This is a genomic window from Actinomycetospora chiangmaiensis DSM 45062 (assembly GCF_000379625.1).
Classification (GTDB): Bacteria; Actinomycetota; Actinomycetes; order Mycobacteriales; family Pseudonocardiaceae; genus Actinomycetospora; species Actinomycetospora chiangmaiensis.
The window spans coordinates 425,707-438,626 of sequence record NZ_KB903217.1; the positions used below are offsets into that span (position 1 = coordinate 425,707).

The following is a 12,920-nucleotide window of genomic DNA, read 5'->3' on the forward strand; positions in this document are numbered from 1 at the left end:
AGCAATGCGTCACTGCTTGCACCCAGTGCCAGGAACGCCGCACGGTCGCGGGCGCTGACGACGATGTGGTTCTCCTGGCGTCCAGTGCACGCAGTGACGCATTGCTTGCATGGAGGGCAGGTCAGCCCGGCAGCGCCGCCACGAACGCCGCGCCGTGGCGGGCGTAGCCGAGGCGGTTCGGGTGCGCCAGGTCGGGCCCGAACTGCCACGGCCACATCCGATGCGTGGCGGCCTCGAGGGCGACCGGGCGCAGGTGCGGGAACTCGGCGAGGACCTCGCGGGCCACGGCGGCGAGCTCGACCCCGTTGCGCCGGACGGCGCCGCGCTGCAGGTCGGGCACGTCGGCGACCAGCGAGCCCGCGGGCAGGGCGGCGCACAGCGCACGGAAGGTCTCCCGGTACTGCTCCGGGGTCACGCCCTGGGCGGCGTCGTTGGTCCCGACGCCGAGCGCCACCAGGTCCGCGGGCGGCATCACCGGCAGCTGGTCGCGCAGCACGTCCGCCGCGGTCGCGCCGACCACCCCGAGGACCACCACCCGCACCCGGACCCGGTGTCGAGCTCCGCTCCGCTGCGTCTCCTGCGTCGTGGAACGCTCCTCCCACGCCGCCGCCAACCGCCCCGCCCAGGACGACGACGGGTCGGTCGACCCGAGCCCCTGGGACAGCGAGTCGCCGAGGGCGACCAGGGTCAGGGAACCGGGGGAGCGCCGACGGCGGCGCCAGTAGGCGGCGTGGTCGGCCTCCATCGTCTGCGCCGCGGCGAGGCCCCGGCCCCACGCCAGGAGCACCGCGAGGACGAGGAGACCGAACCCGCGGCGGAGCACCGCGAGGACGAGGGCACCCGACCCGCGGCGGGTCCCCCGCTTCTGCTTCCAGGGTCGGGCTCCGCCGCGCTTCGTCTCCCGGATCACGGCGCCTACATTCACACACACCATGCCGAGCCGCCGTCCCCCCGATCCCGCCGAGGTCCGCGCCGCCCTGCTCACCGTCGCCGCGTGGGTGGACACCCCGGACGCGCCCGCACCGCCCCGACCCGACCGCGCGGCGGCGGTGCGGCTGTCGCTGGCCGCCCTCGAGCAGGTCGCGCCCGGTCGAAGTGTGGAGGTGCGTGTACCGCCATTCGGAGCAGTACACTGCATCCATGGGCCCCGTCACACCCGTGGGACACCACCCAACGTGGTGGAGACCGACCCGCGGACGTGGTGTGCCCTCGCGCTGGGCCGGCTCGACTTCACCACGGCCGTTGCCGCGGGGACCGTCACGGCGTCGGGTCATCGGGCCGGGCAGGTGGCCGACTGGCTCCCGTTGGTGGACGCGTCGTGAGGCCGCCGTCCGGGTGGACGAGCAGGACCGCGAGCGTGCCCCGGTCCGTATGCTCCTGCCGAGGGGGGATGGTGACGGCGTGACGCGACCGGCGTGGGCTCCGCAGGAGGTCGACCTCGACCGTCCCAGTGCTGCGCGCGTCTACGACTACTACCTCGGCGGCAGCCACAACTTCGCGGTCGACCGCGAGATGGCGCGGCGGGCGATCGCGGACTGGCCCGAGCTGCCGCAGATCATGCGGAGCAACCGGGCCTTCCTGCGGCGGGCCGTGCGCTGGTGCGTCGCGCAGGGGGTCGACCAGTTCCTCGACATCGGCTCCGGGATCCCGACCGTCGGCGCCGTCCACGAGGTCGCCCGCACCGACGACCCGGCCGTCCGGGTCGTCTACGTCGACGTCGACCCGGTGGCGGTCGCGCACTCGGTCGCCCTGCTCGACGGCGTCCCCGGCACCGGCGCGGTGCAGGCCGACCTGTGCGACGTCGACGGCGTGCTCGACGACCCGGTGGTCCGCGACGTCCTCGACCTCGACCGGCCCGTCGCGCTGCTCGTCGTCGCCCTGCTGCACTTCGTCGCCGACGACCGGGAGCCCGCGGCGGCCCTCGCCCGCTACCGCGAGCGGCTCGCCCCCGGCAGCCTGCTCGTGCTCAGCCACGCCTCGGCCGACGGGGCGCCGGACCGGGCGGGTGACCACATCGCGCTCTACCGCCGGACCGCGACGCCGATGTCGATGCGCCCCTACGACGCGGTGCTCCGCTTCTTCGACGGGTTCGACCTGGTCGAGCCCGGCCTCGTGCCCCTGTCGACCTGGCGCCCGGACGGGGCCGCCGACGGAGACGCGAGGGTGCCCGGCTACGCCGGCGTGGGTCGCCGTGACTGACATCCGCACCCGCGCCGACGCGATCGTGGTCGACAGCCTCGCCCGGGAGTGGGCGGTGGAGGTCGAGGGCACCAGCTACGTGCCCATGGGCTCCGACGAGCTCGTCGAGTACCTCACCGAGATCAGTGCCGACCTCGTCGCGGCGCTGCGGGCCCGCCCGGTGCGCGCGGCCGTCGGGCACGACGCCGGACGCCGTCTCGTCCAGGCCCACTTCACCGGCCCGTCCACCGTCGAGCGCACCCTGATGCTGCTGGGCCGACGCCTGCCCGAGCTGCTCGGTGACGAGCTGCGCGAGGACGTCCTCGCCCTGGTCGGGGCGCTGGCCGCCGGGTACGCCACCACGCTGCGGGACAGGACGCTCGACGAGCAGGAGGCGATCCGCCGCGCGGTGATCGTCGCCCGCCACCAGACCGAGCAGGCCCTGCACGCGAGCGAGGCCCGGTTCCGCGCGATGTTCTACGAGGCCGCGATCGGGATCGGCCTGGGCGACGTGCACGGCCGGATCGTCGAGGTGAACCCGGCGCTGACGCAGATGTTCGGCTACACCGCCCAGGAGATGCGCCGCCGTACCGTCGGCGAACTCGCCCACCCGGAGGACCTGCCGTCGGTCTGGGTGCTCTACGAGCGGCTGCTCGCGGGCGAGCTCGACAACTTCTGCATCGAGAAGCGGTTCTACCGCAAGGACGGCGAGGAGATCATCTGCAACCTGACGCTCTCGCTGGTCCGCGACGAGCGCGGGCGGCCGTCCTACCAGGTCGCCATGCTCGAGGACGTCACCGAGCGTCACGCGTTGCAGTCCCACCTGGAGTACCAGGCCTTCCACGACACGCTCACCACGCTGCCCAACCGCGCGCTGTTCACGCAGCGCCTCGAGCACATCTTCACGACGACGCCGCCGGGCTCGGCCCGGCGGGTCGGGCTCTGCTTCCTCGACCTCGACGGGTTCAAGGCGGTCAACGACTCCCTGGGCCACGACGTCGGCGACCTCATGCTGGAGGAGGTCGCGCGCCGGCTCGCCGACCAGGCCACCGACGGTGAGCTGGTGGCCCGCATGGGCGGCGACGAGTTCGTGGTGCTGGTGGAGAACTCTCGCGGGGTCGAGCAGCTGATCGCGCTGGCCGAGCGCATCCTCACCGCGCTGGCCGAGCCGTTGGAGCTGGCCGACCAGGAGCTCACCGTCTCCGCGAGCATCGGCATCGTCGAGCGCCCGGTCACCGGGGGCGACTCCTCGGAGCTGATGCGCGCCGCCGACATCACGCTGTACTCGGCGAAGGCCGACGGCCGCGGCCGCTGGGCCCTGCACGACCCCAGCCGCGACGAGGCCGAGATCACCCGCTTCGCGCTCTCGGCGGCGATGCCCGCGGCGATCGAGCGCGAGGAGTTCTTCGTGCTCTACCAGCCGCTGGTCGCGATGGGCGACCACGGCATGCGCGGCGTGGAGGCGCTCGTCCGCTGGCACCACCCGCGGCTCGGCGTGCTCGGGCCGGGCCGCTTCATCGGGCTCGCCGAGGAGACCGGCGCGATAGTCGCGCTCGGGCACTGGGTCCTCGCCAGCGCCTGCCGGGACGCCCGGCGGTGGTACGACGAGTTCGGCGACGCCGCGCCGTTCGTCTCGGTCAACGTCGCCCCGCGCCAGCTGCACGAGCCGTCCCTGCTCGCCGACGTCGAGCAGGTCCTCGCCGACACCGGGCTCCCGTCGCACCTGCTGCAGATCGAGCTCACCGAGCGCGCCCTCACCACCGACGAGGGCGCCCCGCTCAAGGCCCTCGACGGGCTGCGCGAGCTCGGGGTGCGCATCGCGATCGACGACTTCGGCACCGGCTACTCGAACCTGTCCTACCTGCGCAAGCTGCCCGTCGACGTGATCAAGCTCGACGGCTCGTTCGGCGAGCGGCTGCGCGACGAGGAGGTCACCAACACCGTCGACGAGCGCATCGTCGGGACGTTGGTCGACCTCGGGCACGCGCTCGGGATGACGGTGTGCGCCGAGGGCGTGGAGACGGGCGCGCAGGCGAGCCGGCTGCGTCGGCTCGGGTGCGACGAGGGCCAGGGCTGGCACTTCGCGGCCGCGCTGCCCCGCGAGGACATCCAGGAGGTCCTGCGCCATCCCGACGCCAGGTCCTGGCCCGGTCCCGAGGACGCGCTCGCTTCGTCCGTTTCCTGAGGTTCCGTACCGCGACCGGTCGCCAGGTGTTGCCAGCGCGACTCCGCAGGGCCTCTCGACCCACGTACCCTGGGAGCCGCGTCCCGCCCCCGTCTCGAGGAGCCCCTCGGTGGTCGAAGCCGATCCCGTTCCGTCGGCAACTACACCCCAGGACGACGTCCCCCACGAGGAGTGCGGGGTCTTCGGCGTGTGGGCTCCCGGCGAGGAGGTCGCGAAGCTCACCTACTTCGGCCTCTTCGCCCTGCAGCACCGCGGGCAGGAGGCGGCCGGCATCGCCGTGTCCGACGGCCGTCAGATCGTCGTGTTCAAGGATCTCGGGCTGGTCAGCCAGGTCTTCGACGAGCAGACGCTGTCCTCGCTGCGCGGGCACATGGCCGTCGGCCACACCCGCTACTCGACCACCGGGTCGTCGACCTGGGAGAACGCCCAGCCGACCTTCCGGACGACGAGCGCGGGCACCGGCATCGCCCTCGGGCACAACGGCAACCTGGTGAACACCGCGGAGCTCGTCGCGCGGCGGGCCGAGACCTCGCCGGCGCGCGGGCGGGTCACCGCGACGACCGACTCCGACGTCGTCACCGGCCTGCTCGCCGAGTCCGCCGCCGACCTCGGGGTCGAGGAGGCGGCGCTGCGCCTGCTGCCCGACCTCCGGGGCGCGTTCAGCCTCGCGTTCTGCGACGAGACGACGCTCTACGCGGCCCGCGACCGGCACGGCGTGCGCCCGCTGGTCCTCGGCCGGCTCGACCGTGGCTGGGTGGTGGCCTCCGAGACCGCGGCCCTGGACATCGTCGGTGCGTCGTTCGTGCGCGAGGTGGAGCCCGGTGAGCTGATCGCGATCGACGCCGACGGCCTGCGCTCGTCGCGGTTCGCGGCGCCCGAGCCCAAGGGCTGCATCTTCGAGTACGTCTACCTGGCCCGGCCCGACACCTCGATCGCCGGCCGCGGGGTGCACTCCACGCGCGTCGAGATCGGCCGCAAGCTCGCGAAGGAGCACCCGGCCGAGGCCGACCTCGTCATCCCGGTTCCGGAGTCCGGCACGCCGGCCGCCGTCGGGTACGCCGAGGCCTCCGGCATCCCCTACGGCATGGGCCTGGTGAAGAACGCCTACGTCGGGCGCACCTTCATCCAGCCCTCGCAGACGATCCGCCAGCTCGGCATCCGGCTCAAGCTCAACCCGCTGCGCGAGGTCATCCGGGGCAAGCGGCTCGTGGTCGTCGACGACTCGATCGTCCGCGGCAACACGCAGCGCTCCCTGGTCCGCATGCTGCGCGAGGCCGGCGCCGTCGAGGTGCACGTCCGCATCGCCTCGCCGCCCGTGCGCTGGCCCTGCTTCTACGGCATCGACTTCGCCTCGCGGGCGGAGCTGATCGCCAACGGCCTGGACAACGAGGGCATCCGGCGCTCCGTGGGCGCCGACAGCCTCGGCTACATCTCCTCGGAAGGCCTGATCTCGGCCACCGAGCAGCCCCGCTCGCGGCTCTGCACGGCCTGCTTCTCCGGCGAGTACCCGATCCCCCTGCCCGAGGAGGCCATGGTGGGCAAGCACCTGCTCGAGGACGTCGCGGGCACCGCCTGCGGCGACCCGGGCAACGTCGTCCACCAGAACGGCACCCGCGCCGGCGTCCCGATGCCGATCCCGGCCTCGCGCGCCACGCCCGCCTACGGCGCCGAGGACGCCCTGACGCGTCCGTGAGCGGGTCCGGGACGAGCGCGGCGACGGGGGGCGGCAACAGCTACGCCGAGGCGGGGGTCGACGTCGCCGCCGGGGAGCGGGCGGTCGACCTCATCAAGCCGCTGGCCGCCGCGACCCGCCGGTCCGAGGTGCGGGGCGGCATCGGCGGCTTCGCCGGGCTGTTCGCCCTCAAGACCGGCAAGTACACCGAGCCCCTGCTCGCGGCCTCCACCGACGGCGTGGGCACCAAGATCGCCGTCGCGCAGGCCGCCGACAAGCACGACACCGTGGGCCTGGACCTCGTCGCGATGGTCGTCGACGACCTCGTCGTGTGCGGCGCGGAGCCGCTGTTCCTCCAGGACTACCTGGCGATCGGCAAGGTCGACCCGGCGAAGGTCGCGGCCATCGTCTCGGGCATCGCCGAGGGTTGCCGGATCGCCGGCTGCGCCCTGCTCGGCGGGGAGACCGCGGAGCACCCCGGCGTCATGGAGCCGCACCACTACGACCTGTCCGCCACCGGCGTCGGCGTCGTCGAGGCCGACCACGTACTCGGCCCCGAGCGGGTGCGGGCCGGGGACCAGGTCATCGCGATGGCGTCCTCCGGGCTGCACTCCAACGGCTACTCACTGGCCCGCCGGGTCCTGCTCGACATCGGGCGGATGTCCCTCGACGGCCACGTCGAGGAGTTCGGGCACACCCTGGGTGAGGAGCTCCTCGTCCCCACCCGCATCTACGCGCGGGACTGCCTGGCGCTCGCGGCGGAGACCGACGTGCGGACCTTCGCCCACATCACGGGCGGCGGGCTGACCGCGAACCTCGCGCGCGTCATCCCCAAGGGCCTGCACGCCGACCTCGACCGCACCACCTGGAACCCCGCGCCGGTGTTCAAGCTGATCGCCGGTCGGGGCCGTGTGGAGCGCGCCGAGATGGAGGCGACGTTCAACATGGGCGTCGGGATGGTGGCGATCGTGCCGCCCGACGACGTCGACCGCGCCCTCGCCGTCCTCACCGCGAAGCACGTGCCCGCGTGGGTGCTGGGGGAAGTCGTCCGGGGCGAGATCCCGGGCGCAACGCTGTACGGCGACCACCCGCGCTTCTGAGGCGCGGGCGGTCGTCGCCGCGAGCATCAAAAAACGCAGGTCCGAAGACCTGCGTGGTGTGCCCTTCACGCAGGCACCGTCGCCGACGACGGGTCCGGGAGCGGACCCGCCGTCAGGAAAGGGGTCAGGAACCCTTGAGCTCGCTGTGGAGCTTGAGGACCTTCTGACCGTCGTCCTGCTTCAGCACGTAGGCCGGGTTGTCCTTCGTGCCGTTGCGCGTCTGCTTCTTGCCGTCGATCTGGCGCTCGACGCGCTCCGTGTGTACCTCGTCGACCTGGGCCTCACCTTCACCGTTGCCCCAGTTCCACTTGACCTGGTCACCCTTGCTGAAGGCCTTCGTCATCGCACTCTCCCGTCCGGATCGGGACACACGGCATCGCGTCCCGTCGGCGCCCCCGATGTGGGGTGCCCGACGGGGCGGGATGCCCCCGGGTCGGAGGGGTGAAGCGCGAGGCGGAAGACCCGTCCGAGGTATCAGCGCTCGTCGTAGCTGTACTCGGAGTAGCGGGAGTCCACTTGGTCGTCATCATCGACCGGGCGCCGCGAGAACGGGTCCCCGCTGGCCAACTCCCTCTGCAGGGCGTCGAAGTCGGTGCTGGGGGAGCTGTACTTGAGCTCGCGAGCGACCTTCGTCTGCTTCGCCTTGGCTCGTCCGCGTCCCATGGGCAATGACCCCCTCGAACAGGGCGGGGGGCGGCCGGTACCACCGGCGGCCCCCCTCATCTCATAGCAATGCTCGTGACACGAGCATACCGTGTGTCCGAACGCGCGTGCGACGTGACGTGGCACCATCGCGCCCGTGCCCGCCCCGTTCGTCTGCTACCTCCGCGTCTACGAGCCGTTGGGGGCGCTCCCGGGGCCGTTGGCCCAGCGTGTGCGGGCAGGACTCGCACGCGGTGCGATCCCCGTCACCCAGGCCGGAACCCGGGAACGCGACGTATGTCTCAGGGCGCAGCTCGGCGCGCCGGTGCGTCTGCTGCCCGGGGAGCGGGCCGACGGGACCGCGACGGCGGGTCCGGTCGACGTCCTGCTGGCCGACGGCGCCGACGCCCCCGTCACGGCGGAGGGCTCGCCCACGCCGGCGCGGTTCGGGCCCACCACGCTGGTCTGCCCCCTCGACACCCGGCCGCGCGCGGCGGCCGCCCTGGTGGGCTTCCTGTCCACCGAGTCGCCCGTGCTGCGCACGGCGGCGCTGCACCACGAGGAGTCCACGGTGCGCTCCCGGGCGGAGGCGGTGGTGGCCGAGCTCGGCGAGGGCGCCACGCACATCGTCTCGGCCACCTGGACGGTGCCGCTGCCGTGGTTCGTCCTCGTGGAGGCTGCCGACCGGGTCCTGGTGCTCGCGCACGACGACGCCACGACGGCGGACGGACCGGGTCTGCGCCGGCGCTGCTACTGGCGGGTGCCGATGGCCGACGCCCTGGCGCGCGCCGACTCGGCCGCCGAGCTGCTGAGCGCCACGCTGGGCGACGGCGGGCCCGCCGAGGTGCTCCGCGACACCGCGCGGTGGCTGCGGCACTTCGACGCCGGGGCGCTGGTCGAGCTCGACTACGGCGGCCTCGTCCAGCTCGTCGACGACGAGACGCTGGCCTCGGACACCTCCGCCGAGGACGTCACGGCGGCCCTCGCCGCCCTGCGCGAGGGCGACGCGGAGAAGGCGATGGAGAGCTACCGCCGGCTGCGCGACTTCTGGGCGAGCCGGGCGATCCGGGAGCGGAGCAACTAGTGGCGTGGGAGTACGTCTCCGTGTCCTGGCACGGAGGAGTACTCCCGAGCCGTCAGGCCCCTTCGCGCTCCCGGCGCAGCAGCTCGTCGATGCTCGCCGACCCGGTGCGGTAGCGGCGGCCGATCTCGTCGTTGCAGGCGTCCATGACCTGCTGCACCCGAATCCGGTGGTCGGACACCGACGCCTCCTCGGCCGCGTAGGCCTCGGCGGACTCGGTCAGCTCGGCGTCGGAGAGGGTCGCGACGTCGGAGAGCCCGGTGTCGGCGAGGAGCGCCTCGACGTGGCGCCGGTGGGACTCCGCCCGGGACGGCTGCACCGTGTGGTGGCGGCCACGGCCGGCGGCCGGGCCGATCGCGTTGTCGGCGAGGATGCGGGGCAGGGCGTCGACCACGGACGTCTCGTCCGCCGTGCCCGTGCCGGCCCGTCGGTGCTCCTCGAAGCGCACGATGTCGATCCGGGCGTGGAGCAGCCGCCGCAGGTAGGACAGGTCGGTCTCCTCCTGGGCGGCGTCGTCGCGCATCGCCCGGAGCTCGTCGAGCGAGCGGTCACCGATCGCGGCGAGGAACCCGGGGTCGAGCACGCGGTCGAGACGCCGCCGACCACCCTGCCGGAACTCGATCATGTCCTCCATGGTGACCGACCCACCCGTCCGATGTCACCCGTCGGGGCCGCGCGGGCGTCGACCGGGCATCGCGGCGCGGGCGCCGGTCGTCGTCGTGCGGGGATCAGGCCGCGAGCACACGGGCGACCCACGCGGGATCGACGTTCCGGCCACTGACGACCGCCACCGTCCGACCGCCGACGAGCGCGGGGTACGTCAGCGCCCCGGCCGTCGCCACGGCGCCGCTCGCCTCGGCGGGGACCCCGGCGCCGTGCAGCAGCCGGGCGGCCGCCTCGATCGCGTCCTCCTCGACGGTGACCACGTCGTCCACGAGGGCCGCCACGTGCCGCCACGTCAGGTTGCCCAGCCGCTGCGCCCGCAGCCCGTCGGCCGCGGTGCGGGCCACGTCGGCCGCGGGCCAGGTGACGAGCTCGCCCGCTCGTTTGGACGCCGCCGCGTCGCCCGCGAGCGCGGGCTCCACGCCCACCACCGAGATCCCGCTGCCGGCGAGGGCCGCCGCGATACCGGAGATCAGGCCGCCGCCGCCCACGGGGACGAGGACCCGGTCGACGTCGGCCCCCAGCAGCTCGAGGCCCACCGTCCCCTGCCCGGCGACGACGTGGGGGTGGTCGAACGGCGGGACCAGCGCTCCGCCGGTGTCGGCCACGATCTCGTCGGCGCGCACGACCCGCTCCGGCGGTGGCACCGGCACCAGGCGCGCGCCCAGGGCCGCCATCGCCTCGACCTTGGCGGCCACCGCGTCGTCCGGGACCACCACGGTGCACGGCACCCCCAGGCGTGCCGCGGTCCAGGCCAGGGCCCGCCCGTGGTTCCCGCTGGAGTGCGTGACGAGTCCCCGGGCCCGTACCTCGGGATCGAGCCGCGCCGCCGCGTGGAAGGCGCCGCGGAGCTTGAACGCGCCGATCGGCTGCGTGTCCTCCCGCTTCAGGCGCAGTCCCGGCACGGCGCCCAGGGGCTCGAGGGTCGTCCGGACGGCGACCCCGTCGAGGATCGCCGCGGCGGCCTCGACGTCGGCCCGGGTGACGAGATCCGTCACCCGTGCAGCCGACGCACCGCCGCCCGCCCGGGCGGCTCGCCGGTGTCCGGCGGCACGGAGTCGGCGTCCACGGTCGCGGGACCGGGGGTGCCCTCCTCGCGGTCGTCGGCGACCCACAGCTCGGCGCCGCCGGCGACGGCCGACCGCTTCACCAGGGCCAGCGCGACGGAGCCCAGTTCGTGGTGGCGCACCGCGGTGCCGACGCGTCCGACGGGCCGGCCGCCCTCGGCGGTGAGGACGGGCGTACCGGGCGGGGGCAGGGCGTCGTCACCGGACGCGAGGTGCAGCAGCACCATCTGCCGCGGCGGGCGCCCGAGGTTCGCGACGCGGGACACGGTCTCCTGGCCGCGGTAGCAGCCCTTCGACAGGTGCACCGCGGAGCCGATCCAGCCCACCTCGTGGGGGATCGTCCGCTCGTCGGTGTCGACGCCGAGCCGCGGCCGCAGGGAGGCCACGCGCAGCGCCTCGAAGGCGTCCAGGCCGGCCGGGGTGGCACCCGCGCCGCGCAGGCGCTGCCACCAGTCGGTGAGGGCGTCCCGGGGGACGATCAGGTCGACGGCGTCGGCCGGCCACTCCTTGCGGCGGACGATGCCGCCGCCGGGGAGCGGTCCGGCGTCGGACGACGGCAGCTCGACCCCACCCGCCGTCAGGACCTCCGCGGTGTCCGGTCCGACGAGCGAGAGCATCGCGTACTCGGCGGTCGCGTCCCGCACCTCGACCTTCGACCAGAAGGTCATCGACGACAGGTAGGCCGCGAGGGCCTCCGCCGTCCCGGGCTCGACGTCGAGCCAGATGGCCTCGTCCACGTGACTGATCACGGCGTGGTGCTCCACGCGGCCCTGCACGTCGAGGACGAGGCCCTCGGTGCCGGCGCCCTCGGGGAGGTCGGCGACCTGCTGGGAGACCAGCAGGTGCAGCCAGCTCAACCGGTCGGCCCCGGCGACGACGACCAGCCCGCGGTGCGAGCGGTCGACCACCACCGCGCGCCGGGTCGCGGCGCGCTGCTCGGCGAAGGGGTCGCCGAAGTGGGACGCGACACCGCCGTCGGGACGGGCGTCGTCGCCATCGGGGTGACCGATGGCGCCGGGGGTGTCGAGGAGCGGGGAACGACTCATGCGTCTGCCTCCGGATCGGCGGTGTCGGACGACTCGCACCGCGAGCAGAGCCCGGACAGCGCCACGTGCGTCGGGTCCAGGGCGAACCCGGCCCGTCTCGCGAGGACCTCGGCGAGGTCGTCGAGCAGACCCGCGTCGACCTCGTCGACGGTGCCGCAGCGGTGACACACGAGGTGGACGTGCTCGTGCTCACCGGTGGCGTAGGTCGGCGCGCCGTGGCCGAGGTGCGTGTGGCGCACGATCCCGAGCTGCTCGAGCAGGTCGAGCGTGCGGTAGACCGTGGTGATGTTCACCGCGGGGGCGATCTCCTGCACCTTCGTGCAGATGGCCTCCGGGGTGGCGTGCCCGAGCTCGGACACGGCGTCGAGCACGAGCTGGCGCTGTGGGGTCATGCGCAGGCCGCGTCGGTGCAGCGTCTGCCGCAGTTCGGTGTCCACACCGCGATGGTAGGCCGCCGCGACACGCCCGGACGGCGCCCTCGCCGCGCCCGGCGGCCGTTCGGCGTCTCGCACCGTCCGGCATCCATCCTTACGATCGGGTGGCGCCCGGTCACACACGGGATCGGGCGAGCAGACGAGGTGATGTATGACGACGGGTGAGCGGGGTCGGACTCCCCCCGACGCCGAGCACTACCTGGACCTGCCGGACGCACCGGAGGAGGCGGACGGGCCGCACTTCGACGTGGTGCTCCGTGGGTACGACCGGACCCAGGTCGACGAGCACGTGGCCGGTCTGCGCCGGATGGTGGCGCAGCTGCGGGCCCAGCTCGCGGTCCGCGAACGACGGCGGGCGCCCGAGCCGTCGCCGACCCCGCGCCGGGAGCTCGCGGCCACGCTGCAGGAGGGTTCGCCCACCGCGCCCCCGCCGGCCGCGCAGGACCCCGACCAGGTCGGCGCCTTCAACGAGCGCCTGCGGGGGATCCTGCAGGCCGCCGAGCAGGAGGCGGCCCTCGTCCGGAGCAAGGCCGCCGAGTCGCTGCTCGCCGAGCACGCCGAGTCGCGGGCCGCCCTCGCCGACCTGCGGGCCCAGCGCGACGCCGTCTTCGACGAGCTCGTCAAGGTCAAGGGGCTGCTCGACGACCTGGTGGCGAACTCGGGGCGCCCCTCGCGTCCGTGGGGTCCGCCGCGCCGTCCGTACGGCCCGCCGCCGTACCCGCCGCCCGGTCCACCGCGACCGGTGCCGCCCCAGGCGATCGAGGACACCTCGGACCTCGCCGCCGAGAACTGATCGCTCTGCGTGGCGACGCAGGTACGCTGCGTCGCCATGGGGGAGTGGTCGCAGCGGTG

Annotated in this window: 14 protein-coding genes; 7 read left to right on the forward strand and 7 right to left on the reverse strand. The window is 74.1% G+C overall.

Features of this window, described 5'->3' with window-relative positions:
* Positions 1 to 121 precede the first annotated feature (121 nt).
* Positions 122 to 910, reverse strand: a complete 789-nt coding sequence (locus A3CO_RS0102090) for an SGNH/GDSL hydrolase family protein (protein ID WP_018330575.1) — start codon at positions 908 to 910, stop codon at positions 122 to 124.
* A gap of 22 nt (positions 911 to 932) precedes the next feature.
* Here A3CO_RS0102090 and A3CO_RS0102095 point away from each other — a divergent pair, with 22 nt between their 5' ends.
* The 5 genes from A3CO_RS0102095 (at position 933) to purM (ending at position 7,135) form a co-directional block, all read left to right on the forward strand.
* On the forward strand, positions 933 to 1,322 hold the full coding sequence (locus tag A3CO_RS0102095) for a sterol carrier family protein (RefSeq protein WP_033413262.1): 390 nt from the start codon (positions 933 to 935) through the stop codon (positions 1,320 to 1,322).
* A gap of 79 nt (positions 1,323 to 1,401) precedes the next feature.
* The gene (locus A3CO_RS0102100) at positions 1,402 to 2,199 is read left to right on the forward strand and encodes an SAM-dependent methyltransferase (RefSeq protein WP_026204201.1); all 798 of its coding nucleotides are present in this window, start codon (positions 1,402 to 1,404) and stop codon (positions 2,197 to 2,199) included.
* Positions 2,192 to 4,363, forward strand: coding sequence for a putative bifunctional diguanylate cyclase/phosphodiesterase (locus A3CO_RS29640; RefSeq protein WP_018330578.1), 2,172 nt, complete (start codon positions 2,192 to 2,194; stop codon positions 4,361 to 4,363). Before A3CO_RS0102100 ends, A3CO_RS29640 begins: the two co-directional genes overlap by 8 nt.
* A gap of 109 nt (positions 4,364 to 4,472) precedes the next feature.
* Entirely contained in the window at positions 4,473 to 6,056 is a 1,584-nt protein-coding gene (gene purF / locus A3CO_RS0102110; RefSeq protein ID WP_026204202.1) for an amidophosphoribosyltransferase, read from the forward strand.
* Complete coding sequence (gene purM / locus A3CO_RS0102115) at positions 6,053 to 7,135, forward strand: phosphoribosylformylglycinamidine cyclo-ligase (protein ID WP_018330580.1); 1,083 nt, start codon at positions 6,053 to 6,055, stop codon at positions 7,133 to 7,135. Before purF ends, purM begins: the two co-directional genes overlap by 4 nt.
* Positions 7,136 to 7,259: 124 nt before the next feature.
* Here purM and A3CO_RS0102120 read toward each other — a convergent pair whose 3' ends face one another.
* Positions 7,260 to 7,478 (reverse strand): hypervirulence associated TUDOR domain-containing protein, encoded by a 219-nt coding sequence (locus A3CO_RS0102120; RefSeq protein WP_018330581.1) that lies wholly within the window; start codon positions 7,476 to 7,478, stop codon positions 7,260 to 7,262.
* Between the two features lie 131 nt (positions 7,479 to 7,609).
* Entirely contained in the window at positions 7,610 to 7,798 is a 189-nt protein-coding gene (locus A3CO_RS0102125) for a DUF3073 domain-containing protein (protein WP_018330582.1), read from the reverse strand.
* A gap of 136 nt (positions 7,799 to 7,934) precedes the next feature.
* Here A3CO_RS0102125 and A3CO_RS0102130 point away from each other — a divergent pair, with 136 nt between their 5' ends.
* Positions 7,935 to 8,861: a DUF8083 family protein gene (locus tag A3CO_RS0102130; protein ID WP_026204203.1), complete on the forward strand. Its 927-nt coding sequence runs from the start codon at positions 7,935 to 7,937 to the stop codon at positions 8,859 to 8,861.
* Positions 8,862 to 8,913: 52 nt separating this feature from the next.
* Here the strand turns inward: A3CO_RS0102130 and A3CO_RS0102135 are convergent, their stop codons facing one another.
* From A3CO_RS0102135 to A3CO_RS0102150, 4 genes are all read right to left on the reverse strand, one after another.
* On the reverse strand, positions 8,914 to 9,483 hold the full coding sequence (locus tag A3CO_RS0102135) for an RsiG family protein (RefSeq protein WP_026204204.1): 570 nt from the start codon (positions 9,481 to 9,483) through the stop codon (positions 8,914 to 8,916).
* A 103-nt stretch (positions 9,484 to 9,586) separates the two neighbouring features.
* Positions 9,587 to 10,519 (reverse strand): threonine ammonia-lyase, encoded by a 933-nt coding sequence (locus A3CO_RS0102140; RefSeq protein ID WP_018330585.1) that lies wholly within the window; start codon positions 10,517 to 10,519, stop codon positions 9,587 to 9,589.
* Positions 10,516 to 11,634, reverse strand: a complete 1,119-nt coding sequence (ygfZ, locus tag A3CO_RS0102145; protein WP_018330586.1) for a CAF17-like 4Fe-4S cluster assembly/insertion protein YgfZ — start codon at positions 11,632 to 11,634, stop codon at positions 10,516 to 10,518. Before ygfZ ends, A3CO_RS0102140 begins: the two co-directional genes overlap by 4 nt.
* Positions 11,631 to 12,071, reverse strand: coding sequence for a Fur family transcriptional regulator (locus tag A3CO_RS0102150; RefSeq protein WP_018330587.1), 441 nt, complete (start codon positions 12,069 to 12,071; stop codon positions 11,631 to 11,633). Before A3CO_RS0102150 ends, ygfZ begins: the two co-directional genes overlap by 4 nt.
* A gap of 148 nt (positions 12,072 to 12,219) precedes the next feature.
* Between A3CO_RS0102150 and A3CO_RS0102155 the strand changes: the two genes are divergently transcribed.
* Positions 12,220 to 12,861 carry a hypothetical protein gene (locus A3CO_RS0102155; RefSeq protein ID WP_026204205.1) on the forward strand — a complete coding sequence of 214 codons (642 nt, stop codon included), beginning with the start codon at positions 12,220 to 12,222 and terminating at the stop codon, positions 12,859 to 12,861.
* Positions 12,862 to 12,920: the final 59 nt, after the last annotated feature.